Below are 24,972 nucleotides of genomic sequence, written 5' to 3'. Positions count from 1 at the left end.
AAACGAAACGGATGCAACCCGGCCATTTTGCTGTACTTTTAGGGCATGATAAGTCCGCAACAACAAGCACAAGTTCTGGAAAGTCTCGGCATTTCGGCATTAAAACCGATGCAGGAAGCTGCCCAGAAAGCCATTTTACAGGATAACGATACGTTTTTGATAGCGCCGACGGGTTCTGGCAAAACGATTGCCTTCCTGTTACCCGTTCTCCAATTGCTCAAACCAAACCGAAACGAGGTGCAATGCCTGATTCTGGCCCCCACCCGCGAACTGGCAATGCAGATTGAGCAGGTTTGGAAGAAAATGGCAACGGGCTACAAAGTCAATGTGTGCTATGGGGGCCATCCGATGGAAACCGAAATCAAAAATCTGAGCAATCCCCCTGCCCTATTGATTGGCACGCCCGGACGAATTACGGATCATATTGGCCGGAAAACCTTTTCTATGGACGGCATTCATACGCTGGTTCTGGACGAGTTCGACAAGTCATTGGAGCTGGGGTTCCAGGAAGAAATGGCTTATATCATCAGTGGCTTACGCAACCTCCGAAAACGGGTACTTGTCTCAGCCACGTCGGGCATCAACATTCCTGACTTTGTTAAGCTTAATACCCCTACAACCCTGACGTTTACGCCCGATGAAGACGTAGCGACTAACCTAACCATTAAACTGGTCTATTCAGAAGCCAAAGATAAAATCGAGACGCTGTTTCAATTACTGTGTTCGCTGAATTCGGAATCGGCGTTGATTTTCTGCAACCATCGGGATGCCGCCGAACGAACCAGCGCCTTGCTGAACGAAATGGGCATTTATTCGACCTTCTACCACGGCGGGATGGAGCAGGACGATCGCGAACGGGCGTTAATTCTGTTCCGAAACGGCAGCGTCACCTTCCTGGTCACCACCGATCTGGCGGCTCGCGGGCTGGATATTCCCGAAATGAAACACGTGATTCATTACCATTTGCCGCCACATGCCCACGAGTTTGTCCATCGCAACGGCCGGACGGCGCGCATGCAAACATCGGGAACGGCTTATGTGATTCTGCACCGCGATGAACCACGCCCCCCCTATCTGGATAAATCGCTCGAAACGTTAGCGCTCCCAACCAACACGTCGCTCCCCAAACCGCCTGAATTTGTGACGATTTACATCAGTGGTGGCAAGAAGAATAAACTGAACAAAGTCGATATCGTTGGTTTTTTCTCCCAGAAAGGGCAACTTGAGAAAGGGGATTTAGGGTTGATCGAAGTGAAAGATTTCATTTCGTTTGCCGCTGTAAAAAAAGCCAAAGTCGATGCATTTTTGAATCGGATAAAAGACGAAAAAATGAAAGGGAAGAAGTACAAAATTGAAGTAGCGCGTTGACTATTCTCCGGCCAGATTGATTTCGCTAATTAATCTGGCCTTATTTATGTACTGGATACGGGCCACGGGCCAGAGGCCCTTAGATAGAATACACTGGTACGCCAGCGTTGCAAAAAGAGCCGTTTTATGTATCTGTTGGCACTTTTCTGTAGTACTATTCAAATAATTACTATACGGTTTGATACATGCATTTGTTGCAAAGATGCAGAGGCAATCTGGCGTGTTAAGATTACTCTGGCGCGGGCACTTACCCGTGACTTTTTATATAGCCAGCATTCGCTTCCGTCAGTGAATCCTGACTTCATTAACAGGCACGAGCAAATGCTCGCGCCAGCCCCTTCACAAACAATTCACCAGAATGTCCATCGCCTTACCCTGCTCGCTCAGGGTAAGCGACGCAAAGCCCAATCGGGCGGAGTTGTAGTTTGTCTGGCCGGTATTGTACCGCTGGCCATCGCTCATGATCAATCCTTTCTGATATGCCTTTACCGAAACCTGCCGAAGATCGCTATCGGTAAATTTCGTCCAGATGGCCATACCTCCATCCGGTATTTTGAACGAAACCCGTTCCCCCAGCCGATCCGTCAATAAGGCACAAAAATGGTCTCTTCGCTCGCGATAGAGGTTCACGACTTTCCGAATGTGCCGCCCGATGGTTCCGTTTCGATACAATTCAGCAATGGCGATTTCCATCATACTGTCACCCTGCCGGTCGATGGCCATCCGTAAATTAGCAACAGCTCGAACAAAGTTTTCGGGAGCAACGATGAAGCCAACCCGAACGGCCGGAACAAGGGTTTTACTGAGTGTTCCGATGTAGATAACGCTGCCGTGGTGGTCGAGGCTGGCCATGGGCTGCACGGGGTTGCTGGTGTAATGGAAATCGTAGTCATAATCGTCTTCAACGATAGCAAACTTGTAAGTAGCCGCTAACTCGAGGAGTCGAATCCGCCGTTCGGGAGGTAGCGTTACGGTGGTTGGGTGATGGTGATGCGGGATTACGTACAGCAACCGGATCCGTTTCTTTTCGCAAAGCTGTTCTACTACGTCGATGTCAATTCCGAACTCATCCACAGGCACCCGATTGATATGGGCACCTGCCTGCTGAAATGTTAGGGTAGCGGCAAAATAACTCGACTCCCCTACAATGACCTGATCGCCCGGTTTGAGCAAGAGTTGGGCCGTCAGGTAAATACCCATCTGCGCCCCTCGCGTAATCATGACATTAGCGGCTGAAATAGGCAAGCCTCTGGTTTCCCGTAAAAATCCAGCCAGGGTTTCACGTAGGTAGTCGGTTCCTTCCGGTCGGCCATACATGTGATATTTACGGAAAGCAGTTTGTCGGCCCAGGCTTCTTAATTCGCGGAGAAGTAGTTCATTGGGCACCAGTCGTGTATCGGGAAATCCATCGTTGATAATTAGTCTGGTAGAATCAGGAATAACGGGGTCCGGAAACGCTCCTGGGCGATTTTCCGGGATGGCGAAAATCGTCTTTTCGGGGTACAGCAAAACGGGCTCACCCTGCTTTAGCTTTTTTGGCTTGATCTCGGGCAAATCCTGCATCACGAAGGTTCCCTTTCGGGGAATCATCTCGATCCACCCTTGCGCCATCAGTTCGTCGTAAGCAGCCACGATCGTTTTTCGGTGAACCGTTAGCGCTTCGGCCAACTCACGGGAGCCCGGCAATTTCGATCCACTCCGCAACTGTCCCCGGCGAATTTGCTGGATAATCGCATTGACGACCTGCAAATAAATCGCGATGTCAGCACCTTTATCGATCTGAATAAAATCCTTGAATGAGGGCATAGCTGGACTACCTTATTTCTAACGTCTGGACTAATACAGTAGGCCAGGAAAGGTAGACATTTGTCGTAATAAAACTACAGTTTATGAAAGCCAGAATGTTCCTTAAAGAGGTTGAGCCCCGCGTTTACAAAGCAATGCTGGAAGCAGAAAAACAGGTAGCGTCATTCGACCTTGACCCTAAATTGGCGCAATTGATTAAAATGCGCGTGTCGCAGTTGAACGGCTGCGGCTATTGCCTCAACATGCACGGAAAAGAAGCTCGCCAACTTGGCGAAACCGAACAACGATTGTATACCCTAAGTGCCTGGTGGGAAACACCGTTCTTCACCGAAGTCGAGCAGGCCGTTTTGCGACTCGCCGAAGAATTGACGCAGCTAACCAACAAGGGTGTATCCGACGAGGTATATGACAACGTCGTACGTCTGCTTGGCGAACAGAAACTGGCTCAGCTAATCCTGGCCATTATCACCATTAATAGTTGGAATCGAATTGCCATCGCCACGCACATGGTGGCGGATCAGGATTGATCATTGTTTTTTAACCACAGAGGCACAGAGAACACAGAGTAGTTTGAGGCAATAAATCTCTGTGTTCTCTGTGCCTCTGTGGTTAATTTTTTCTCTTACTTTTCAAATGAAAACACTACTTATTTCCTACGCCATACTGGCGAGTTCGCTATCGGGCCAGCTCTTTGCTCAACATGAACATGCAGCTACCAGTAGCAGCCCCATGAAGGTCAGTCGAACCATTATTCTCCAACAGCTACTGGCCGAAAAAGGCATTGACAATCGGGAAGGCCAGATGCTGATCGTGGATTACCCACCCAACAGTTCATCTCCCGCTCACCGCCACCCCTGCCCAACGTTTGGCTATATACTGGAAGGTGAAATCGAGTCTGTTTTTGAAGGCAAGACGCATGTGTACAAGAAAGGGGACTCCTTTTATGAATTTACCAATGGGTTACACAGCTCAGCCCGCAACACGAGTTCTACAGTCCCAGCCAAACTATTGGTCTTCTTCCTGGCCGAACCAGGTAAACCCACGTCGGTACCCGAGAAATAAGATGTTAAGGCCTGTTTACTCGTCAACAGCCTGCGGTTCGGCCTGCTTTTGGTAGTTGCCTAAAAGCGTGTCATAGGCTTTGGACTTCATGGCGATGATCGTAATGATCAGGCCAATCAATCCAGTAACGGTAAACAACAGGGCGAGCCCTCTATCCTTGCCCGTCCCGAACCAGGAACCTATCAGGTCCACACCAGCTCCGGTCGTCATGAACGGAATAAATATAAGTTGCGCAATGGGGCCAATCATAAACGCGGTTATTGGTGAGGCCGCCTGTTCAATACTTTGCGCAAAGCCAAACACCCGCCCCTGCCGTTCCGGTGTAATCAGCTTTTGCAGGATCGTTTGCTCGGCGGCTTCAACTACCGGAATCAAACACAGGTAAATGAACATGCCCACTGCCAGCAGAATGACAGACGCCTGAATCGTAAAGAAAACGCAGATCGTCCACATGGCGATGTTAGCGAGAAACAAGGTTCGCAGTGGCTGTTTCCCAAGCCCTTTTTTCGATACGATCAGCCCACCGATAATAAATCCCAGGCTCAAAACGCCCCACAAAACACCCCAGGTCTGAACCGTTACCAATGACAGGCCGTAGGCATCCATCAGCGACATAAAAACCCCACCCAGAAAGTTGTTGAAGGTGTTAAAAAAGATAAGCGCAAAAAGTCCTGGCACGAGGTTGATCGCCTTGATCGTTCCCCGAATATCGATGCGTTTGGTATGCTCTTCGGTATGGATAATCCCTTTTTCGGGGATCGACAACAACCACACATGAATCAGCACCAGCGCGGTTAGCCCAATGGCGATGATCAGCATCCAGAAAATACCCAGAAAGCCAATAATCAGGCCACTGAAAATCGAGGAAACGAGAAAGGAAACGCCGTTTGTGGTGCCAACCATTCCATTGGCTTTATCCCGGCCTTCCTCAGGTATCAGAACCGTTACGAGTGTTGAGAGCGCGATGCTCCGTATGTTTCCGGCAATGGCTCCTACCAGCGAGAGGACTATAAACACCCAGAGAACTGGGCTTTCCGGGTCCTTGAAGACTTTCTCTGGCGTCGAGATGAAAATGATAAACGAGAGCCCGTATAAAACGAGGGAGCCAAGACTCGAAACGATCATCGAAATCTTCTTCTTGTACCGATCCACCAGCGAACCCAGAAAGAAGCCGGACAGCGCGACCGTACCCGAATAGACACCCGCCATCAGCGACGTAGCTACTACTGACTTCGTCTCCAGGTAAACCCAGAAGGTAACGGCAAACCAAACGAGATTATTGGTCAGAGAGGCAACCAGCGAGTTGGCTAAAATGGCGTAAAATCGGTTCATCAAGAGTTTTAGTCCGTAGGATAATACAATAAAACCCAGTGGGTTCAGATAAGTTCTGCTTAAAAAGCTATACTATGAACCGATTCAACTTACCGCTACAAGCAGGAAGCCGGGCCATTGGTCAGGTGGCTGTGGGTCGATGGGCAGTGGGAGCGCTTGCCGTTGGTGCGGTAGCTGTGGGTGCCTTGGCCATTGGCGCTCTGGCCATCGGTCAGTTTCGCATTGGCCGGGGATATATCCACAAATTACGCATTGGTGAACTGGAAGTAGATAAGTTAATTATCCGCAGCCAGGATCCAGCGAATAAGTGATTGATAAACACTTTTGTTTCATTCCATGTGGGCCAGCCATCTTCTCATAGATGGCTGGCCTGCTGCGTTTTCTAAAACCGACAACTACATTGATTCAACTGTTAATTCTATCTACAATTAATATCTAGATAGAATAACGTCTTCATAATCAAATTTTTACAACATTTTGTTACTAGAAATTCCATAAAACCAGTGCGCTCCCTGATACTATTTCACTGAAATCCGTCTAAGGTTGTACACATCGAGACTAGCAATGCAAAACTCAGTATCAACCGTTAACTTTCTAAAGTATTATGGACCCAAATGCACAGATCCTCATTGAAGAGCATGAATCCCTTCGGACCAGAATTAAGAATCTGATCAGCCGATTATATCGGGAAAATGTAAAGAATCACAGGGGCGAGGTGATGCCTGAAGTATCGCTGACCGAAGAATGGGAATATGAAGGTCAGGAATTTAATGCGATTACTGAACAGGGCCTGGCGATCATCGTTGACGAAAAGGTCGATGAACTGTTTACGTGGGACGATCTGGAAACCGAATCACTCATTGAGGTCGTGCATATTCTGGAAGACAAAGAATTTGCTGACTGTTAGGCCTTTATCAGTAAGTCGTTGATATACTAACTAATACCCCAAAAAGCAACCAGCATCTTTCCATACCTTCTTAAGCAACGCCCCCGACCAAGACACTGGTCGGGGGCGTTTTTTTACACGTTTATCAGGCCCCTGCTTCTGCAACGGGCTGCTCCTGATTGATAGCACTGGGGTCCATATACATAACTTCCCACAGGTGGCCATCCAGATCTTCAAAACCGTGGCCGTACATAAAGCCCTGGTCCTGTGGCTCGTTAGGTGTTGTTGCCCCAGCAGCTACTGCTTTACGCACCAGATCGTCAACCGCTTCCCGGTTTTCGGCAGAGAGACAGATGATAGCTTCGGTCACATTTCTGGTATCTGCAATTTCTTTCCGGGTAAATGTTTTGAAGTACTTCTCCACCAATAGCATCACAAAAATATCCTCGCTGATAATCATACAGGTAGCGTTCTCATTGGTGAACTGAGCATTGAAACTATAACCTAGCTGAGTGAAAAACTCGATGGATTTGTTAAGGTCTTTAACGGGCAGGTTCAAAAAGATTTTCGTAGCCATAAGTAGTTGTTGTTTAATGATTTACACTACAAAAATACGAAACACCAGGCAACCGAATGCGGTGTAATTACGACAAAGTAAGGGTCGATTGCGGCAATCTTTCCAGGCTATTGTCAGGCTGTATTTGCGACTGAGTCTTCGGCTATTTTAGGCGTTATCTGGTCGTTATTGCAAAACATAAAAGTATCATTCAGGTTAAAAAGATATCGTCTGCATTTGACACACGATCAGGAGGTTTACTACAACCCCAATGCAGGAGCAGGTAGAATCAGCCTCATAACATACTGACAGATGGATCTCTCAAAAGTGTTTAGCCTGATTACGCCACTCATGTTGTTATCGCTGGCAGGCGTTATCATGATACTTTATGGGTTTGTTGATAGGAACCGGGAAAACAACGTGTTGCAGTTTTTCTTCGGCATCCCCATTGCAGCCGGAGCCATTGGCCTTCACTTTTTAGTTCGCCGACTGGCACACCAGAATACCCTGCATGTATGGGTGATTGAAGCCATCCTGGTTGCGTTTATGTGGTACATATTCCAACGATCTTAACAACTCAATGGCTTTTTACCTGGCCTTCCATTGCTCTCTAAACCTTTAGATCAATATGCACAAGTCAGTCTTTATCGCTTGTTTATTGCTTACAGCCACCGTTCTGTTCAGTTTCCAGCAAACAGATAGCTGGATGGGTAAATGGTCGGGGGAGCACCCCGAGGGTGTTACTTATTCCATCACGGTAAAAGACAAATACAGGGGTATGAATTTATGCGAAGTTCATGCCGAGGGGATTCAAACGTTCTACACTTTAGAGTGCTGGGCAACCGGTAACCCAACAACATTGAAGGTCTATTACCGATCCACTGCCGATGGGGCATTCTATGCCAAAGATCGTGTTAATCTTAATCAACCGCTATTCATTTTAACCCGCGAGAAAGGCAAAACCAGCTGGCAATGGAAGCAAATATTCGACGGGAAACTAGCGATGCACAAGAGTTAAGAGCCAATTCAGCTTTTCCTGCGTTACCACACGCACTAAAACCATTTTTCCTGTAGTCTGTTACGTCTACAAACAATCGCATAAACAGTCATGGATAAGAAGGTGACCACTATTGTAGGAATTGCACTGGGAGCAACATTGGCTGCTGGCTTTGGTCTATACAAATACTTTAGCAAAAAGTCCGGTACAAGTGCGGGGAGCGATCTGGTTGATGCTACCACAAAAAGCGCCTTTTCAGGTGGCTTTGTCGGAAACAGTCTGTCTAAAAGTCCTGGCCTGTATGTAGGTCAACTGGATACTGATCTGATTGGGGGTGGGCTTACCCGCATGCATGGTTGATGGTATGGCCCAACGCTGTTATCTAGGCCAACAGCGCTTTTTATAAACCGTTTTGGGGTGTCGGTTGTGAGAAGCCGACACCCCAAAATGTACAATACGAGTATTTCCGGGCTAATCTGGCTTCTACACCTATGACTTTCGTATGTTAAGCCAATGCGTCGATCGTTACTAACTAGCTTGTGTCTGGGTACCCTTCTCGTGCTGAATGCCTGTAAGCATAACCAGGACCCAACGCCAACTACGCTAACACTGGCGGATCAGGTTGCCCAAACCTTAACGAATCGCCTGCAAAAGTGCCATCACGCTGGGTAACATGGCCTACCATGATGGCTGGTGGTACATGACCAGTAGCGCCCCTTATGTGGGCCTGCGGACCATCTGGATGAAGTTACCGAAAGACATAACGATTGTGCTGTTCGTGAATATGCTTCACAACCAAACGAGTTTCTTCCCCAGGGATGATGGTACTGACATTGTGCCGTTTGTGTATCAGGCCTATGCCATGGGCGTTCAACTCAACGGTGGCCGTAAGGCAGCTGGTACCTTAGTGCTGGAACATCCTGAACCGCATTGACCAAACAATCCCAATGGCAACTTATCGACTTGCATTCATTTTCTGTCTGGGCGTACTAGCCGCTCACGGACAGGTCATCGTCAATCCAGATGGAACCCATTCGGTACAGCACGGTTCCGTCATTGTCAATCCCAATGGCACCCATTCAACGGTACATGGCTCCGTCATTGTTAATCCGGATGGTACGCACTCAACACGACACGGCTCCGTTCTTGTGAACCCAAATGGTACCCACTCCACCATACATAGCATGGGTAATGGTTCAATCATTGTTAACCCCGATGGCACTCATTCGGTAGTACCAGACTCTAGTGCTGTTAATGCCTATGAAACAGCCAAACGTACTGCACGGCCTCGATCTAGTCGTAAAAAGGATAATTAGCAGCCGGCTTTGTTGAAGGTAGGATTCATTCTGCCGAACGCTTAGCGGTAGAGCCATTTAGCAACAAGCCGGGTATAACGTGGCATGATCACAAAGGTCATGAGCGCCACAATGAGCAGGCTCGTCAGCAAAGGCTTACCCAAAGGAACAGCCAGAAAAGGAAACGCCGAAAAAAAGGGCGAAAGCAACCACGGAATAAGTACGGATAGTGGAAAAATAGCTGACCAGGTTAGTAAAAACTGTTTATGAGGAGGTACCATTTTCCGGGCTTCGGGCGGAGTGAACCAAAACTCAAGCCCAGTTTTAATTTCTATTTTCTCGTCGGTGTTTAGAAACGGGCGCACCTTCTCAACCATCTGTCGGCGTGTATCAGACTCCAGCCAATTACGCAGTGTAGTTTCAGACGCGAAATGAAGGACAATGGTATACTCCTCATTCTGGCCGTGCGGCTTAATAACATTTACCCCCCGATGCCCGGCCGATCCCTGCGCCAGCGGAACCATTTCCTGCAACCAGTTCTCGTAGGCCTGAATCTGATCTTTATAGGGACGCTGAACAATGATTGTCGTAACAGCGCTGTCGAGTTCGATGGGGATACTGGCTGACATAGCGGATGTTGCTTTCTAACTAGCGATTACGTTTGCAGATAAAACTAACACCAAGGGGCACGAAGGCAATAGGTAGAAAGCAACTCTACCGGATACCTCATCACGCTGTAAAGTTCTTATTTTCTGTCAATTTTCGACTATTTCTAAAGCTACAAACCACTCAATGTACTGCAAAATCGGCGATTTATACTGGCTCTGTCCTCCCCTTTCCAATATGTTTGCCTGCTTACCAGTAAGCCATGCCCAACGTCGATCCCGCCTTACGTTTTCGCTTTTCCTTAGACCAACAGCTCCCCCGTTTAGGCCTAAGAGGAATAACCAGGGCTGCTCCGGTGAATGAGTTTCCCGTATTGACCGGCATTGCGGGAGGGAGCTGGCGTTCTCGCTTGGCTTTCCGACCGGGCTGGCGCACCAGTGAGTTCTATTTTTTTGACGGGCTCTGGCCGGAGAAAGACGGCAACTACGGGCCAGAAGCCCTTTAAGTAATACTCCTTATTGGTGCGCCAGCCCGGTCGGAAAGCCAAGCGAGAACTGAGAGAAATATACAAAAAAAGAAAGCCGCGATTCGACGTATTTTATCAGTTTATAATAACTAATCATCGAATGGCTATTGAGGGGTTGCGCATAGATCTATTACGCGTTTAATAGATTATAGTAAACTAATAAGGCTAGAATAATATTCTATTATTTTAGCCTTTCTTTTTTAGTACACTAAATGTATACTATTATTATACTAATAAAGTTTCTATTTTTTTTCAAAAGTAACTTTTCAATAAAATAGCTAGTATATTTGCGCTCTAGCCAAGAGGCTTTCCTTATAGAAAGTATTCAGGTCCCAATGTTCAATTAGGTGCATTTGGAATGCACCATTAAAAAGAAAGGTATGTTACTTACTCTTAAAAAATCTTTAGGGTTATTTTTAGCATTAGCTATTGTTTCTACTTCATGTCAAGTAGAGGATAATGTCAATATTGTTGCAACACCAACATTTGTAGCAATTCCTAACAGCGCGAATTTTAATGTTACCAAACAAGTCTCTTACCAGCCAACGACCATTCCAAGTGATACGAAAACGACACTTTTTTATTATGATGCCTTAGATAAAGCTTTTGATCCAACTGCACTGAAAGATACAGTGGTGCTTTTCGTAGCTGGTGGCCCAAGGCATGTAACCGATACTTCAAGTACTCATATTATTGATGAGTATGTTCAATATAGTACAGGAAATAACAGATGGTCAACCGTTGGTTTAAAACAAGCCCATAATCTTAACCTAACTATTTTTGGGAGTGGAACCACATTTACCGATGCGAATGCTGAAGAGGTGCGTATTGCCAATCTCACTTTAATGGAGAATGCAGTAAAATATTTGAAGTCTTTAAAGAAAGCAGTTGTTTTATATGGACACTCGAATGGCTCATTTCTTGTTGACTCTTATCTGGCAGATGGAAGAACACTAGCTGATTATCATATTATGTCAGGTAATCGTTTAATCCGTGATACTAAAATTGTTACTGCTTATACTTCAGGATTAGACTATGATTATGGTCAGGATGGAATTACGTTTAAAACTTCGGCAGTGCCTACAGAGCAAAAAGCTTACTTTAATGTTCTAACTAAAATTCAATTAAGTGAATTAAAAGATTACACCAGTCTTTTGGCAGGAAAGAGTTTTTATAAGAAAATAGCTTATTCATTATCTGAATATGACGGAGCTGTAGGCAGAGTCACTGAACCAGAAATCGCTTTTTTTAGGAATAATAAGGATATTATAGCGCTCAATATCCCTAAAGCATCTCATGGGCAGGCAGTTGCAGGCTTACCAAACATCATTGCAATATTTAGAGCATTAAAATAATAGTATTGCGAATATTTTTTAGGAGTAAGTTGTAGATGAATTTCAATAGGAAGCTTCTCATTGAGCGTAGTATTCACTACGCTCAATGAGAACAACTACGGGCCAGAGGCCCTTGAAGTAATACTCCTCACTGGTGCGCCAGCCCGGTCGGAAAGCCAAGCGAGAACGCCGAACAGACGTTTATTTCTGCTTCGCTGCCCAGGCGTCCATTTTGCGCTCCAACACATCCAGCGGCATGCAGCCATCTTTAAGGAACTCATCGTGGAAGGCGGCCAGGCTAAATGTAGTGCCGAGTTGCTGCTCGTACTTGGTCCGTAAGGCACGTATTTTCATGGCCCCAATTTTATAGGAAAGCGCCTGACCGGGAATGGCCATGTAGCGTTCGATTTCGGCGGTAGCACCCTGTTCGGCAATGGGTTCGTTGTCCATCATGTACTTGATCGCCTGCTCACGGGTCATATGCTTGGTGTGCAGACCCACATCCACCACAAGCCGAATGGCCCGGTGAATTTCATCGCCCAGGGCACCCATGTACTGATATGGATCGGTATAGAGGCCAAGTTCCTTCCCCAACGATTCGCAGTATAACGCCCAGCCTTCACCATAAGCGCCATACCAGGCAAACCGCCGAAACTTGGGCAAACTCGTATTTTCCTGCTGTAACGATAGCTGATAATGGTGCCCCGGAATGGCTTCGTGCAAAAACAACGACTCCATACCCGAGGTGACGTTGAACTTAGTTGCATCGGGTATGGGTACGTAGAAAATGCCCGGACGGCTCCCATCGGCCGCTGCCTGATTGTATTCGGCACTAGCGGAGGCTTCGCGGAATTTCTCGGTCTGCCGGATCTCGAATTTCGACTTGGGGGTGTTCGTAAATTCTTTTTTCAGATTCGGTTCAATCCGGGCCAGAATGGTGTTAAACGCGGCTAATACTTCCTTCGGGGTTTTGTAGGGATAGAACTTTTTATCGGTTTTGAGGTGGGTAAAAAAGTCAGCCAGGCTCCCGCTAAAGCCTACCTGTGTTTTTACTTTCTCCATTTCGCCCCGAATCCGACTCACTTCCTTCAGACCAATCTGATAGATTTCTTCCGGCGTGTCGTTGGTGGTTGTCTGAACCTTAACTAGATAGCTATAGAGTTCCGGCCCTTTGGGCAACACGTCGATACCCGAGGTGGTCCGGGCTTTGGGCAGGTACTCATTCTTCAGGAACGTCCCTAACTTCTGATAGGTAGGTACGATTTGCCCGAGGATCGCTTTTTTATACGCAGCGGTTAACCGGGTTTTATCAGCATCGCTAAAGGTGGCGGGTAATTTTTGAATCGGGCCGTAGAACAGACTTTTGGTGGGATCGGTCACTACTAAATCGGTCATCTGAGGAATCATCTTCACGACCAGACTTTTCGGCAATACGTTGTTGGTAATTATGCCTTTGCGAAACGCAGCGATGGCCGTATCGCCCCAAACGGTAAACGCCGAAACCCGTTTTAACCAATCGTCATAATCCTTCACTGTTTTGAAGGGTTGCGATCCTTCTCCACTGCCTAACTGCCCAAACGTCAACGTCAACCCAACGAATTGATTGAAGGGAATGTCTTCCTGATGAAAGGGATATTGCTCCAGTTGCAGTGCTAGTTCCCGTGTCAAAATGTCGTAGGAAATCTTGTCTTCGTCAGACAGCTTTTCGCGATCAAACGGTTTTAGCTTATCGAGGGTAGCGGTATAAAACGTCTTCGTCTGCTCCAGAAATTCCTGCGAAATGTCATTGGGCAGTAGATCATTATACCGATTATCGCCCTGACTGGTCGCTTCCAGCGGAAACAGTTTTAACCGTTGCTCATAATAGTCGTCCAGTACAGCCGCAAATTTAGGATCGGACGTAGTGGTTTGTTCGCTTTTGTTAGGGTTACAACTCAATAGCGTAGCGATTAGCAAGGATAGTAAAACGCTTTTTTTCATGGATGATAGGAATAGCCTGTTGACTCGAAAGATACGGGTAAATAGTAGAGATTGTATTTTGCAGGCTGGTCTGAGACTATACTCGAACGTTACCCGGTATCATTGGTTTTTACTAATTAACCGAGCAACCACCTTTGTTTCTCGTTCTCGCTTGGCTTTCCGACCGGGCTGGCGTACCAGTGAGGGTTATTTTTTTAACGGCCTCTGGCCGGAGTAGTACGTCAGAAACGGGCCAGAGGCCCTTGAAACAATAGTCCTCACTGGTACGCCAGCCCGGTCGGAAAGCCAAGCGAGAACGGAAGCCTTCAAAGTCGCTTTTCAATAATGTCCACCCCTCAATTATATAATAAGAAAATCATGAGACGTTATTGGATAAATTCTACGCCACATGAATAAATTCATTTCACTCTGTCTGATTTTGGGTTTAGCTGGATGCCACAAAACGACTCCCGATCCCGATTATACATCTTATGCATGTGGTAAAGTCATATCGACTCGCCGGTTAGCGATAAGCGTTCCTATAGCTTATTCAAAAGAGCTTGATCGTTATTATGTAAGTTGGCCTAGCTCAACGGTTGATACGATTAATAACCGAGAAACTAGCGTATTCTGCAACTTGCCGGATACATACAAAGTGGTTGGCAAAGTGATAAAATTTGATGGAAGCTTCGCTAGGCTTTATGATACAACTGGAACTCCTGGCCTTATAAAGAAAACGTTTAAGACTGAGTGGGCTAACTATTTATCAATCGACAAAATTTATTAAGTTTTCTATCAAACATATCAAGGCATAATTATTTTCCTCTGAACGAAGAAATATCGCCTATGAAGTTATCCAAGTGTCCCGTTTGGCTCGTGCCCCAAACGACTCTTTGTACGCCATCCACCGCGTTTTTAACTTGGCAAAAGGCTCCCTTTACCCAGTTAAAGTACTCACTACGTTCGTGTATTACCCCGTCTCCGACCGGTGTCATCGGCATTTAGAGGCTAGTTGGATTTAGTAGACCGGTCTCTGACCGTATAACGCACCGACGTAGTAAATACTACCCCGAACGGGGGGCTTTGTCAATATACAGACTGGTCAGGGAATTTAACACAATTCAAACTACGCCAAGCGGAGGTTAAAAGTGGTTATTATGAAATAAACCAATCTAAGGGTATCAATTTAACTCCATTTCGCCATTCTTCTATAATAGCTGACTGGAATTTACCATCTTTCAATTTAGCATGATCTATCAATATTACTTGAAATTTTCCGTCTAGCTCCTCGACTCTTCTAAATACAAAATCGAATAAACGTTTGATAGCAACCTCATCACTACTCTGCTCGGTATTACCTGTGCCGGTATCTTTTTCTGGCGGAAAATAAGCTTGAGAGAGTTGATCTATCAATAGAAAGTTAGGAACAGGCCGATCATTTATAATAAAATATTTATGTAGGGCAAAATGAATAAGTAAGTGATAAGAAACCCAGTTCTCTCCACTTCCAATATCTTGATCAAACCTAATTTTTTTATCTTGAGTAATTATAAACAACGTAAGATATTTAATCGAAAATTTTATTAGAGCATCTTGGAACTCCAAATCTAGTTCCTTAGACCAATTAGTCATTAGAATGCTCAATTGATCTAACGCAATTTCAAGCTTTTCATCCTTGTCATCTTTACTTAATAATTGTTCAAGGGTTTCAATCTGAGAGTGTAGACTAGAAATTGCTTGCCTTAGAGATGAGGTAGCGCTACTTAACTGGCTACTTTCAAGGTAAAGGCTTATCCTACCGAACACTCTACCTTTTCTAACATTTAAATCTTGTAGCTTTTGAGACTGCTCTCGTTCTTTATAAATTGCATTTATATTTCTCTCTGTGGAAAGAATTCTCTTTTTAATTTCTTCTCTTTGCTTTTGTAATTCGGAAATATAATTAGTTAATCTTGGTCGTTCTTGTTGAGTAACTTCGAGGTTATCTTTTAAAAACTGAAGGGATTCAGTAATCTCTTTAATTGTTGGAATGTGAGATTCTATAGTTTGTGAGCAAAGAGGGCATATGTCATTTAAGGCATTAGCTTTATCTACGAATAACCCAATGCTTTCAAGTCTATAATTTTGTTCTTTTGCTTCATTTGTATATTTAAAAGCGTCCTTCTCGTATCCTTCTGCAGCTTTAATATTATCAGTTATTAAGTCAATCTCTTGTTTCAGATCATTCCTTTGATTCTGCAATTCTAAAAGATTCGCATTTTCTGAAATTGGCTCCACATTTAATACTTCTCTCGTTAATATTTCATTAAGTAAGTTAAGAGCTTGATTCTGATTCTCAGCAACAATGTTGTTATCTATAAGCTCCACTTGCTTAGCTTCAATTAGAAGCTCAAAAGCTTTACTAACTGCTTGCTGAGAAATATTTTCATTTTCTTTTAATTCTCTTTCAAGTCGATTTAGGTTTCTGCGTTTTTCATTAATATCTCGTTCTATTTTAACTACATCCTCCCTTATTGCTCCCAAAAAATAAGGTAAAGTATCCTTGATAGCCTGTGCAGTCCAGCTATCCTTTTTTTGATGATAGAAAAGGAAATCTCTCTGATCAATATCTGTTTGAGGCTGGAAACAATATATCCTACTATGCTTAAAATTAACTGTAAGTGAAGGACGTGTAAAATTCTCTGCCTGGTGTGTATACTCAGCAATTCCAATAAGACTTGTTAACTTTGTTTTTAAAGCATCTGAAGTCGAATTTATATGTAATTCTGAAATTGAAGGGATTGCTATCTCATCCTCTTGTATTATACAGCAACCAGATGCAAACTTTTTTGTGGGATTAGGGCGAGCTATTAATAACTGACCAGCCTTCAATTGTAATAAGACTGCAAACCACAAAACGTTTTCTCTTACACGGCCTTCGGCCACTCTAAACTCATCACTACCTAAACAAAAATCTATAATATCAAGAAGCGACGTTTTGCCTGTCTTACTCTCGCCTGTAATTATATTAACTTTACCTAGTTCAAAGTTAAGCATTCGGCGCTTATCACCTTCTCCAAAGAGTATTATGTTTCTAATCTGCATATTAGGGTCTGATACCAAATATTATGAAAATTGATTGAAAAGAGCCCGATTTCGCGAACCAGCTTCCTATTATTTCAGCCTTTGAAAAACATTCAAGAGTTTCAATAGCTTCAGGCACTTTGTACTTAGGTGACTTTTTAATTACTTCTATTTCACCAACTGTATTGATTATCACTACATCATAGATCATTAGAAACATTATTGCTTCCTTAGTATATGGAATAAGCATACGTATCAAGCCTGGAAGCTTTAACACTAAATATTTATTATCTTCTACCCAGTCTACTAATCTACGATTACTTTTCTTAGGTAAAGCAGTCCTTATTGATAAATGAAGGACTAACGGTAAAACAACAAAACAAAGAGCAAAAGGGAGACTTTTTTTATCAATATGATTTTTTTTATAGGATTCGCTGCAACGCCTAAGAATTTCTCCACAAAAAGCAGGATTCAGTAAGTGCGCAACTGTAACAGGCCTATCATTCCAAGTAGGTAGCATACACTATTTAGTCAGTAATAGGTTAAATTTAGGGTGCCAAGCGATTTTTTTCTTATCTGCTAGCATATGGCAGCTACCACGTACAACAAATGGTTCGGTCACTTTTGGTCTGATGAAAATTTGAGGATAGGTGTTTCCATAAAAATTTACATAGAAATGTTTACTCTTTTCTAAACAAATATCATCTTCCATATTTTCTGTATCATCCAACAATATAGAAAATTTAATCTGCCAGTCATCAATCAATTTTTTATCATACATAATTTCCTCTTCAGGGTTTAAAAGTTCCTCTCGTAACCATTTTGACCTTTGTTCAGAGCTTCGATAAAAGTCTAATATAGCTCTACTAATAGTATTTACACCAACTCCAGCTATTATAAGTTGATTAACAAATATACGTTTATCAAATCCATTCCTTTCTATATCTGCAGAGCGTATAATTTCATCAATTGGCAAATTGTCATTAGACAATTCTTCTCGTATATCCCATATAACTTTTTGTAAATCATTAAATCTTATCGCATCTTTTTGCCCTAATAGATGTTTAATACATTCGCCATACCAATAGCCTTCTAAGTTTTGATAGGCCCCATTTATATATTGTGGTAGAATTGCAAGTTGTAAGTATTTTTTTACCTCCTTCTCAATATCGTCAAAACTTAAAGAAGAATCGACAATCTGGATACTACTAATCATTTGTTCTTTCTGTAAATCAGAAAGAAGGTTATAGGCCGTAAAAGATTCTTGCAAAGTAGAATTTCTTGACTTCTTAGAAATTTCTGTCAATTTTTCAGCAATTTCTTTGTTAGATTTTTGACCTATACTTCTTTGAGTTAGTTCTAACAAAATTGAATCGTTTGAGACTTCACAAGTTGTCACTAAAAAGAGAACAACTCTATCTAAATCAATTAAATTGTCGATTATTGATTGGCTCCAAACGCGTATTGTTTTCCATAAATCCACGCTCGAATTCGATAAATTTACCGTCTTTTGAGCATGAAATTTAGTTTGAAAAAGATCCAATTGATCTATATCCCCAACAGTAATATCATCTAAATTTTCAAGTTGAATATATGCCGAGTCCTTCTCGGCATAAGATTTCAATAAAAGATACAATGCGTAACGAATTTGGTAATGGTACCCTAAAGACTGCTCTGGTGCGGAAAACTGTGTTATCATTATTATCTATGAAAATTTGCATAAAATATTTATTAGCAACAATTATAGAATAAAATATCTACAAATCAACACTTTAACAATAAACTACACAATAACTACTCCTCTATTTGCCTTTCTTATGAAAGCTAGAGTTTCTTAGCGCATATTTTTTATACCCAAACGATTATCATTGTACACTGCATTTACTTGTTTTGAGGAGCTTTTAGAAGTAATGAACAATTTTTGAGCTACTCACTTCCTAGTTGAGCGGAGTATTCACTACGTTCGTGTGTTATCCGGTCTCTGACCGGCGTATTTCTAAACAAAAATTGTATCTATCAAAACGGTCAGAGACCGGATAACGCTACGGCGTAGTTAAAATACTACGCCGAACAACCCAACCAACTCTAAATCAAACTCCCCAACTTACTTCTTCTTCCCGCCCTTCACCAGCTCCGTCGATAAATTAGCCGTGAAAAATGGAAGCATTTTTAGTTCGATGCGCTCGGCGATTCGGTTGATGTGATCACCGTCGTACTCTTCGTAGGTATGCGGAATGTTGTAGGTGGTGAGAATGCCGTCCAGGATTTTGTTGTTGGCGGCAATACTGGCATCCTTCGAGCCTGCATCGAAGGCCAGCGCGTGTAGTTGTTTGATGTTGCCAATGTATTGATCCAGCGTTGCCAGGGGGGCATTGGCGGCCCATTTGGCCGTAACCAATGGTTGCGGCTGGCCATCTTTCACCGGCAAGTCCAGAAAGAAAGGCCCGTTCGTTGGATTGGGTGACCACGAAGCCGCCGAGGCAAACATGGCTTTTGTACCAAAATCGGCTTTCTCCAAATCAGCCACCGTCTTGACACCCTCCGCCTGAGCCGCCCGCTCCGCACTCATCGATCCACTCATGTTCGGCACCATGCAGCAGGGACTGAGCAGGTATAAACTGGAGAAGATTTCGGGATGCTTCTGTCCAATCCGAATCGTGCCATACCCACCCATCGAGTGCCCCGCTAAGCCACGGCTGCTGGCTTGCGGAATGGTGCGGTAGTTTTTATCCATATAGGCCACCAGTTCATCGGCTACGAAATCCTCCCAGTTGCCAATCGTCACGGAATTGGAATACATACTTCCGGCAAACCGGTTGTAGGCATTAGGTGTCACGATGATAAACTCCTTCGTTTTCCCCTCCGCCAACGCCTTATCAGCCACTGCAGGCAGGTTGATCCAGTGCTTCGTGAAACCGTACCACTTATCGTCGCTGTCGGTAAACCCATGCAGGAAATAGATGACAGGATAATGCCGCTTCTTATCGGTTTGATAACTAGGCGGCAGATAAATTGATACATCCCGATCCGGTGAATCACCCGCCAGATTTCCCTCCAGCCCTTTGCCGTGCACTTTGATGCGTTCGACCTTACCCGCCTTGACAGCGCTGGTCTGGCTATATCCCTGCGTAGCAGACAGGACAACAAAAGCCCCTAACAACAGGAGCGAATAGACGAAATGACGAAATGGTACAGCGAGACGGTTCATAGGAAGTCGGTTCATGGCGATAGAAGGAGGAGACCAGCCGTTTTTACTACTACTCGCACCGTTGCCCATCTAAACGAAAATACCGGACGGCAACCGGCATGACAGCCGTTGAATCGACAAATCCTTTTAAGGCAAACAGGCCCACGTAATTGGGCTTGATACCAAACTCGTAGGTGGCCACTTCTTTAAACGAGAAATTGTCAACCGGACTGGCCGAATATAAGAACCGAAATTTCTGGCCCTGTTTCTCAACCCTGAACGCGAAATTTTTGAGGTTATTCACCGCGAGACGCTGATTGACCGGGCTGCCCAGTGGAAACAGAGGCTCATGGGCAATTTCTTCCAGATTGGTGTAGCCTCTACCGTAGGACGCCACTGCCTGAATCAGAATTTCGCCGGGTCGGACATAGCCCCCGAAGAAGTCATTATAGGCCAGCGATATACGGATACTTTTTCCGGCAAATAACGTATCCTCCAATAGCACCAACCCCGCCTGCTGCCAGTTTGCGTTGGGTACAAAATCGGTAAAATGTACTTCTGTACGAAAACAGTCATTCTGGATTTTCCGGAACAGCAAGTTCTGAATTTGCGGGGCCTCACCCGTCTTATGCCAGTTATCCCCCCTGAGTGTGAACAGGGTCAGTTGACTCGGCTTTTCGCCCCGCCGATTCCAGTAAGCCGCATTTGGATCATGCAGCATCCAGCCCGTACGACTCAGTGCCGAGGCATCTGTCGTGTGGAAATCGTCGATTACCTGCTCTAATGCCGCTTCCCGTACGAACAGAATCCAGCCAGTTACAACCAGCCCTAAAAAGCCCGCAACGAGCCCAACGACGTTCTTCCTGGTCCGGGGTTTGGGTTCAACGCGTTCAGGGGGAGGTGGCAGAATAAACTGTTCACGATACCGGAACCAGTACGGAAAATGCTCTTCATTCTTTTTCCGGTCTGCCTCCGTGGTGGCCGGAGCCTTAAATACGTACCGGGCCAGTGTATCGAGGGTGGCTACGGACGGATTTTCCTGTTTACCTGCGCTGGGGTTAAGCAGAAAAGCAGCATAGTTTTTTAGGCTTCTCCACCCTACAACCAGCCCGGTGCGTTCCTCAATCTCATTACTTAAATGCTTGCTTTCTGATTCGGAAAGCGGGCTTTGCAGCGGCTGGCCAAAACAGGTTTCAATCACCCTAGTAAAAAGAGCGGAAAATGCCCGCCGATCAAACTCATCCATATACAGTATGGCATCTATCAATCCGTCAAACCGGATAAGCCCGTCTCGAAGCTATTTGTTTATACAACAACCGGAAACCTGAATTCCGTAACGTTTCTGCCTGAATTCCGGCCTTTCGGGGCTGTAAAACGAAGTTTTGTCAAAAAATCGTCTTACAGCCCCAATTGTATGAAAACCATACTCCTGCTTTGTTTACTTGTTTCCGCTTTGCCCAATCAGGCGCAACAGCTTCAACTCCATTATGATTTCAGGCATTCCATTGACCCCGGTCTGAACAAACAGAATTTTGCTTCGCTCACGTTCGAGTATTTTAAAAGTAACGATTCCAGTGGCTCGTTTCTGTTAAAAATGCAAACCGACTTTAATGGCGAAACGAACAACATCGGTCAGCTATTTGTACAAGTCTCTAAAAATCTACGGTACTGGCGCCCTAAAATCTACCTGTCTTTGCTGTACAGTGGAGGTTTGGGGGTGGCACCGCCTTCGTACGGGTATTACCTAACGAATTCATTTGGCGTTGGAGCCGCCTACCCGTTTCAGTGGAAAGGCGCCTGGCTAAGCGCTAGTGTTAATTACCGTTATACGACCTTTCTGAAGCCGAGTCATGATCCGCAGCTCACCTTTTATTTTGGAAAAGGATTTTTTCAGTACAAGCTCATGCTAGCCGGGAGTTTTGTTGGGTGGAGTGAGAATCGGAATCAGGGTACCGATTTGACCCGTAGCCAACGTGGTAAGAAAATCGCCTTCTTCGCTGATCCTCAGGTCTGGGTTAAAATCACCAAAACCGTTTCTGTTGGATCAAGGGCTTATCTGTATTACCACGTGCTGACACCCGAAAACCGGTTGCAGATTTACCCCACTCTGGCTCTGAAAAATCAATTCTGACCGACAGTGCCGTATCCTCAGAGGATGCCTTTCTTCTCCCCGGCATTTACGCCTTTTATGAATTTGATCAGCCCGCTCATGTACGTCTTCTGGTCGTCGTACATAGCCATGTGGCTCCCGTTAGGGCAATACAGATGGCTACCATTGGGAAACTGGGTGGCCATCCATTTCATGTGTGCGGGATCCATGGTATCGTGTTGAGCCCCAATGGTTAGCGTAGGAACGGTGATTTTCGGCAACTCAGCTTTCACATCCCACTTGGTTAGGTTGCCCGCAATCCCAAATTCACTGGGCCCCTGCATGGTCACGTACAGCGACTGGTTCGTCTTGTTCAGCGCTCGGGTCATGGGTTCGGGCCACTGGTCGAGGGGAATGCGACAGATGTGTTTGGCGTAGAAGTTTGGCAGGAGGAGTTCCATGTAACGGGGACTCGTATACGCACCTTTGGCTTCTATGGCGTTTACTTCTTTTACCACCGCCGGGTCCATCTGCTTCGCCAGTACGTCATCGGCATACTTACCGTAGTCGGGGCAACTGGCCATCATGTTCGAGATAATCAACCCCTTGAGGTTATTATTGTATTTGAGGGCGTACTGCATGGCCAGAATCCCACCCCAGGAGTGGCCCAGCAAGTAAAAGTTATCGGGCGTGAGGTTCAGGGCGGCACGAACCTGCTCTACTTCTTCCACGTAGCGGGGCAAACTCCAGAAGGTGGTATCCTTTGGATTATCGGAATTGCCCGTGCCTAGTTGATCGTAGTAAATAAACTCGATGCCTTCGGCGGGCAGAAAACTTTCCATTACCTCGAAGTATTCATGCGTAGCACCAGGGCCACCGTTCAGCAGCAGCAGTTTGATTTTGGGATTGTTGCCAAACCGCTTCGTCCAAACGTTAAACGTGCGATTGAGCGTCTTGATCGGAATCACCCGAACACCCCCATTAGCCACTCCGCTTGTATCCGAAGCAAAGTAGGCGGTTAAGGTTGTGGTATTCGTTTCGGCAGACTGGCAAGCCCAGAATAAGCAGGCGGTACAGAGTAGAAGGATGGAGAGAAATTTCATATAGAAAGAGGCTAAAAGTGAGTCACTTGACAAGTATACACACGATTAGCCTCTTTTCCAGTATTGGGCGTTAGTTAAGCCTTGCCAACGGCAAAAACGGTAACAAGGCCGTTAAAGGCGTTACCGACATGTAAGCACTATATTAAGCCAATAACACACTTGCTGGTATACCTAATTCTTTATGAAAAAACCTGGCCATTTCTAGCGTTAATGGCTTACGTCTATTCAATACAGCTGATATATAGCTTTTACTGCCAAGTTTCCCCACAAAGTCTTTATTCCTGACTCCTTTTTCTTCCATTTTAAGGCGAATCGCATCAATAGGATCTGGAGCAGGTATTGGGTAGTGCACATCTTCATAGGCTTTCACCAGCAATAGAGCAACTTGTAAAATCTCTCCTTCCGAACTATCTGGCTGTACGTTTCGGTCGAAGTGCTCATCTACCCAGGCCATCATCTCGTCGTATTCCTGCTCGGTTTTAATCGTCTTCAACTTCATGGTTTCTTTGGAAATTGCACCGCTGTTACATCAATTTTATCATACTCCGCGTGTGTACCGAACCACTTGATCTGGATAGCTTTATACTCAAATACCATTCGGACTACTAAACGGTATTTATTACCCATAATGTTGAAGACAACCCGATCATCGGCGACGATACTAACATGGCCATAAACGGACTTCAATTCATTGAAATTAGTAAACTCCTGTTCCAACAACTCTGCATACCACTGTTTCAATGCATTAGCTGCCTGAGGGTACAGTTTGCAATAATCCAGTAGCGTACGACGCGCTATTATATTGAACATCTATCCAAGAACAGAAGTTTACCTATAGTGAACAAATTTACATCAAGATGTTTTAGAACCATTCATTAGTTCTTAAAAATCCGTGTTGGCCTCTTTAATATCCATCTTCTTGATCCAGATGTTGCGGTAGAGCACATCATGGCCTTCGGCCTGGAGTTTCAGACCGCCCGGCGTATCGGTAACGCCTTTGCCGCCATCGTTCCCCCCGTCGATACCGGAGTTCGGACCACCCCAAACCTGCGTAATTTTCTGGTTGGTATGTGCTTTTTTACCGTTTAGATACAACGTCACCATGGCCGGTTCGGTACGTTTGCCGTCTTTGAAACGAGCGGCCCGGAATTCGATATCATAGGCATTCCATTTCCCGATACCATTGTACAGTTTGTAGGGCGAGGGGGACTCGTTGATGACCGCACCTAAGCCGTGGCTGGTGGTATCGCCATCGAAAATCTGAATCTCGTAGCGGTTCTGCAGATAGACACCACTATTTCCACCCGCTTTGCTCACATAGAATTCCACATGCAGTCGGAAATCCCGAAAGGTTTCTTTGGTCACAATGTCGGCCGCACCATATAGGCCACCCGCAGCTGCCGGATCATTCGTATTCATGACCGTACCGCTACCCGCTGGATCTTGCTCAATCTTCCACTTGATGGGCAGACTAGCCTTAAGCCGAGGCCCTTCCCAGTACGTCCACTTTTCATCGAGCATCTTCTTCGAGCCATCGAAGAGCACTTCGGCACCTTTGGGCACTTTGACCCCAACGCCAACCGGCTCTTTGGCGTTGGGAATCATGGCTACGCTGACGCCCAGAAGCAGTAAGGCAGGTAGTATAGCAAACTGTGTATTTCTGAAGAGTTTCATAAGGGCAAATTTGATTTGATAGTAACGTGTCCTCCTGTAAGGATATCCGTCTTAGAATTTACCCGCCAAAGCGTCGGGCCAGAGGCCCTATGATAGGACACACTCGGCAAAGCCAAGCGTGAACGTTTC

29 protein-coding genes are annotated in these 24,972 nt (G+C 45.1%); 15 read left to right on the top strand and 14 right to left on the bottom strand.

Features of this window, described 5'->3' with window-relative positions:
- The first annotated feature begins 45 nt into the window (after nt 1-45).
- Nucleotides 46-1,368 (top strand): DEAD/DEAH box helicase, encoded by a 1,323-nt coding sequence (locus tag EXU85_RS07035; RefSeq protein ID WP_142771398.1) that lies wholly within the window; start codon nt 46-48, stop codon nt 1,366-1,368.
- A 339-nt stretch (nt 1,369-1,707) separates the two neighbouring features.
- On the opposite strand, the gene EXU85_RS07030 is transcribed toward EXU85_RS07035, so the two are convergent.
- Nucleotides 1,708-3,174 carry a PLP-dependent aminotransferase family protein gene (locus EXU85_RS07030; RefSeq protein ID WP_142771397.1) on the bottom strand — a complete coding sequence of 489 codons (1,467 nt, stop codon included), beginning with the start codon at nt 3,172-3,174 and terminating at the stop codon, nt 1,708-1,710.
- Nucleotides 3,175-3,257: 83 nt separating this feature from the next.
- Between EXU85_RS07030 and EXU85_RS07025 the strand changes: the two genes are divergently transcribed.
- Both EXU85_RS07025 and EXU85_RS07020 read left to right on the top strand, forming a co-directional pair.
- A complete protein-coding gene (locus EXU85_RS07025) occupies nt 3,258-3,701 on the top strand; it encodes a carboxymuconolactone decarboxylase family protein (RefSeq protein WP_142771396.1) in 444 nt (147 codons plus the stop codon).
- Nucleotides 3,702-3,807: 106 nt separating this feature from the next.
- Nucleotides 3,808-4,236: a cupin domain-containing protein gene (locus EXU85_RS07020; protein ID WP_142771395.1), complete on the top strand. Its 429-nt coding sequence runs from the start codon at nt 3,808-3,810 to the stop codon at nt 4,234-4,236.
- Nucleotides 4,237-4,251: 15 nt separating this feature from the next.
- Here the strand turns inward: EXU85_RS07020 and EXU85_RS07015 are convergent, their stop codons facing one another.
- Complete coding sequence (locus tag EXU85_RS07015; RefSeq protein WP_210422450.1) at nt 4,252-5,568, bottom strand: MFS transporter; 1,317 nt, start codon at nt 5,566-5,568, stop codon at nt 4,252-4,254.
- Nucleotides 5,569-5,642: 74 nt separating this feature from the next.
- Here EXU85_RS07015 and EXU85_RS07010 point away from each other — a divergent pair, with 74 nt between their 5' ends.
- The gene (locus EXU85_RS07010; RefSeq protein ID WP_142771393.1) at nt 5,643-5,879 is read left to right on the top strand and encodes a hypothetical protein; all 237 of its coding nucleotides are present in this window, start codon (nt 5,643-5,645) and stop codon (nt 5,877-5,879) included.
- Between the two features lie 293 nt (nt 5,880-6,172).
- Nucleotides 6,173-6,475 (top strand): hypothetical protein, encoded by a 303-nt coding sequence (locus EXU85_RS07005; protein ID WP_142771392.1) that lies wholly within the window; start codon nt 6,173-6,175, stop codon nt 6,473-6,475.
- A gap of 124 nt (nt 6,476-6,599) precedes the next feature.
- On the opposite strand, the gene EXU85_RS07000 is transcribed toward EXU85_RS07005, so the two are convergent.
- Complete coding sequence (locus EXU85_RS07000; protein ID WP_142771391.1) at nt 6,600-7,031, bottom strand: VOC family protein; 432 nt, start codon at nt 7,029-7,031, stop codon at nt 6,600-6,602.
- A 291-nt stretch (nt 7,032-7,322) separates the two neighbouring features.
- Between EXU85_RS07000 and EXU85_RS06995 the strand changes: the two genes are divergently transcribed.
- The 6 genes from EXU85_RS06995 (at nt 7,323) to EXU85_RS06975 (ending at nt 9,323) form a co-directional block, all read left to right on the top strand.
- Nucleotides 7,323-7,583: a hypothetical protein gene (locus tag EXU85_RS06995; RefSeq protein ID WP_142771390.1), complete on the top strand. Its 261-nt coding sequence runs from the start codon at nt 7,323-7,325 to the stop codon at nt 7,581-7,583.
- Nucleotides 7,584-7,638: 55 nt separating this feature from the next.
- A complete protein-coding gene (locus EXU85_RS06990; RefSeq protein ID WP_142771389.1) occupies nt 7,639-8,028 on the top strand; it encodes a DUF5991 domain-containing protein in 390 nt (129 codons plus the stop codon).
- A gap of 90 nt (nt 8,029-8,118) precedes the next feature.
- Nucleotides 8,119-8,367 (top strand): hypothetical protein, encoded by a 249-nt coding sequence (locus tag EXU85_RS06985; RefSeq protein WP_142771388.1) that lies wholly within the window; start codon nt 8,119-8,121, stop codon nt 8,365-8,367.
- 153 nt (nt 8,368-8,520) lie between these two features.
- Nucleotides 8,521-8,679 (top strand): hypothetical protein, encoded by a 159-nt coding sequence (locus tag EXU85_RS35280; RefSeq protein WP_168207754.1) that lies wholly within the window; start codon nt 8,521-8,523, stop codon nt 8,677-8,679.
- A 1-nt stretch (nt 8,680) separates the two neighbouring features.
- Nucleotides 8,681-8,941, top strand: coding sequence for a hypothetical protein (locus tag EXU85_RS06980; RefSeq protein WP_142771387.1), 261 nt, complete (start codon nt 8,681-8,683; stop codon nt 8,939-8,941).
- 13 nt (nt 8,942-8,954) lie between these two features.
- Nucleotides 8,955-9,323: a hypothetical protein gene (locus tag EXU85_RS06975; protein ID WP_142771386.1), complete on the top strand. Its 369-nt coding sequence runs from the start codon at nt 8,955-8,957 to the stop codon at nt 9,321-9,323.
- A gap of 41 nt (nt 9,324-9,364) precedes the next feature.
- Here EXU85_RS06975 and EXU85_RS06970 read toward each other — a convergent pair whose 3' ends face one another.
- Nucleotides 9,365-9,931 carry an antibiotic biosynthesis monooxygenase gene (locus EXU85_RS06970; protein ID WP_142771385.1) on the bottom strand — a complete coding sequence of 189 codons (567 nt, stop codon included), beginning with the start codon at nt 9,929-9,931 and terminating at the stop codon, nt 9,365-9,367.
- A gap of 239 nt (nt 9,932-10,170) precedes the next feature.
- Between EXU85_RS06970 and EXU85_RS06965 the strand changes: the two genes are divergently transcribed.
- Both EXU85_RS06965 and EXU85_RS06960 read left to right on the top strand, forming a co-directional pair.
- Complete coding sequence (locus tag EXU85_RS06965; protein WP_142771384.1) at nt 10,171-10,413, top strand: hypothetical protein; 243 nt, start codon at nt 10,171-10,173, stop codon at nt 10,411-10,413.
- Nucleotides 10,414-10,814: 401 nt separating this feature from the next.
- Nucleotides 10,815-11,789 carry a hypothetical protein gene (locus tag EXU85_RS06960; RefSeq protein ID WP_142771383.1) on the top strand — a complete coding sequence of 325 codons (975 nt, stop codon included), beginning with the start codon at nt 10,815-10,817 and terminating at the stop codon, nt 11,787-11,789.
- 180 nt (nt 11,790-11,969) lie between these two features.
- Here the strand turns inward: EXU85_RS06960 and EXU85_RS06955 are convergent, their stop codons facing one another.
- Nucleotides 11,970-13,748, bottom strand: a complete 1,779-nt coding sequence (locus tag EXU85_RS06955; RefSeq protein ID WP_142771382.1) for a DUF885 family protein — start codon at nt 13,746-13,748, stop codon at nt 11,970-11,972.
- Nucleotides 13,749-14,136: 388 nt separating this feature from the next.
- Here EXU85_RS06955 and EXU85_RS06950 point away from each other — a divergent pair, with 388 nt between their 5' ends.
- A complete protein-coding gene (locus EXU85_RS06950; RefSeq protein ID WP_142771381.1) occupies nt 14,137-14,514 on the top strand; it encodes a hypothetical protein in 378 nt (125 codons plus the stop codon).
- Between the two features lie 368 nt (nt 14,515-14,882).
- Here EXU85_RS06950 and EXU85_RS06945 read toward each other — a convergent pair whose 3' ends face one another.
- The 5 genes from EXU85_RS06945 to EXU85_RS06925 form a co-directional block, all read right to left on the bottom strand.
- Nucleotides 14,883-16,763, bottom strand: a complete 1,881-nt coding sequence (locus tag EXU85_RS06945) for a DUF3732 domain-containing protein (RefSeq protein ID WP_168207753.1) — start codon at nt 16,761-16,763, stop codon at nt 14,883-14,885.
- A 49-nt stretch (nt 16,764-16,812) separates the two neighbouring features.
- Entirely contained in the window at nt 16,813-17,310 is a 498-nt protein-coding gene (locus EXU85_RS06940) for a three component ABC system middle component (RefSeq protein WP_142771379.1), read from the bottom strand.
- A gap of 3 nt (nt 17,311-17,313) precedes the next feature.
- Nucleotides 17,314-18,489: an ABC-three component system protein gene (locus tag EXU85_RS06935; RefSeq protein ID WP_142771378.1), complete on the bottom strand. Its 1,176-nt coding sequence runs from the start codon at nt 18,487-18,489 to the stop codon at nt 17,314-17,316.
- 405 nt (nt 18,490-18,894) lie between these two features.
- Nucleotides 18,895-19,998: an alpha/beta hydrolase family protein gene (locus EXU85_RS06930; RefSeq protein WP_142776628.1), complete on the bottom strand. Its 1,104-nt coding sequence runs from the start codon at nt 19,996-19,998 to the stop codon at nt 18,895-18,897.
- Between the two features lie 49 nt (nt 19,999-20,047).
- Nucleotides 20,048-21,244, bottom strand: coding sequence for a hypothetical protein (locus EXU85_RS06925; protein ID WP_168207752.1), 1,197 nt, complete (start codon nt 21,242-21,244; stop codon nt 20,048-20,050).
- A 147-nt stretch (nt 21,245-21,391) separates the two neighbouring features.
- Between EXU85_RS06925 and EXU85_RS06920 the strand changes: the two genes are divergently transcribed.
- A complete protein-coding gene (locus tag EXU85_RS06920; RefSeq protein WP_142771376.1) occupies nt 21,392-22,108 on the top strand; it encodes a DUF5020 family protein in 717 nt (238 codons plus the stop codon).
- A 17-nt stretch (nt 22,109-22,125) separates the two neighbouring features.
- Here the strand turns inward: EXU85_RS06920 and EXU85_RS06915 are convergent, their stop codons facing one another.
- The 4 genes from EXU85_RS06915 to EXU85_RS06900 form a co-directional block, all read right to left on the bottom strand.
- Nucleotides 22,126-23,169 carry a proline iminopeptidase-family hydrolase gene (locus tag EXU85_RS06915; RefSeq protein WP_142771375.1) on the bottom strand — a complete coding sequence of 348 codons (1,044 nt, stop codon included), beginning with the start codon at nt 23,167-23,169 and terminating at the stop codon, nt 22,126-22,128.
- Between the two features lie 142 nt (nt 23,170-23,311).
- Nucleotides 23,312-23,668 (bottom strand): type II toxin-antitoxin system HigA family antitoxin, encoded by a 357-nt coding sequence (locus EXU85_RS06910; RefSeq protein WP_142771374.1) that lies wholly within the window; start codon nt 23,666-23,668, stop codon nt 23,312-23,314.
- Nucleotides 23,665-23,979, bottom strand: coding sequence for a type II toxin-antitoxin system HigB family toxin (locus EXU85_RS06905; RefSeq protein ID WP_142771373.1), 315 nt, complete (start codon nt 23,977-23,979; stop codon nt 23,665-23,667). Before EXU85_RS06905 ends, EXU85_RS06910 begins: the two co-directional genes overlap by 4 nt.
- A gap of 72 nt (nt 23,980-24,051) precedes the next feature.
- Nucleotides 24,052-24,843, bottom strand: a complete 792-nt coding sequence (locus EXU85_RS06900; RefSeq protein WP_142771372.1) for a DUF1080 domain-containing protein — start codon at nt 24,841-24,843, stop codon at nt 24,052-24,054.
- Nucleotides 24,844-24,972: the final 129 nt, after the last annotated feature.

The organism is Spirosoma sp. KCTC 42546 (assembly GCF_006965485.1).
Taxonomy (GTDB): domain Bacteria; phylum Bacteroidota; class Bacteroidia; order Cytophagales; family Spirosomataceae; genus Spirosoma.
Note: the sequence above shows the minus strand (reverse complement) of the source record. Positions and strands in the feature narration are given on the sequence as shown.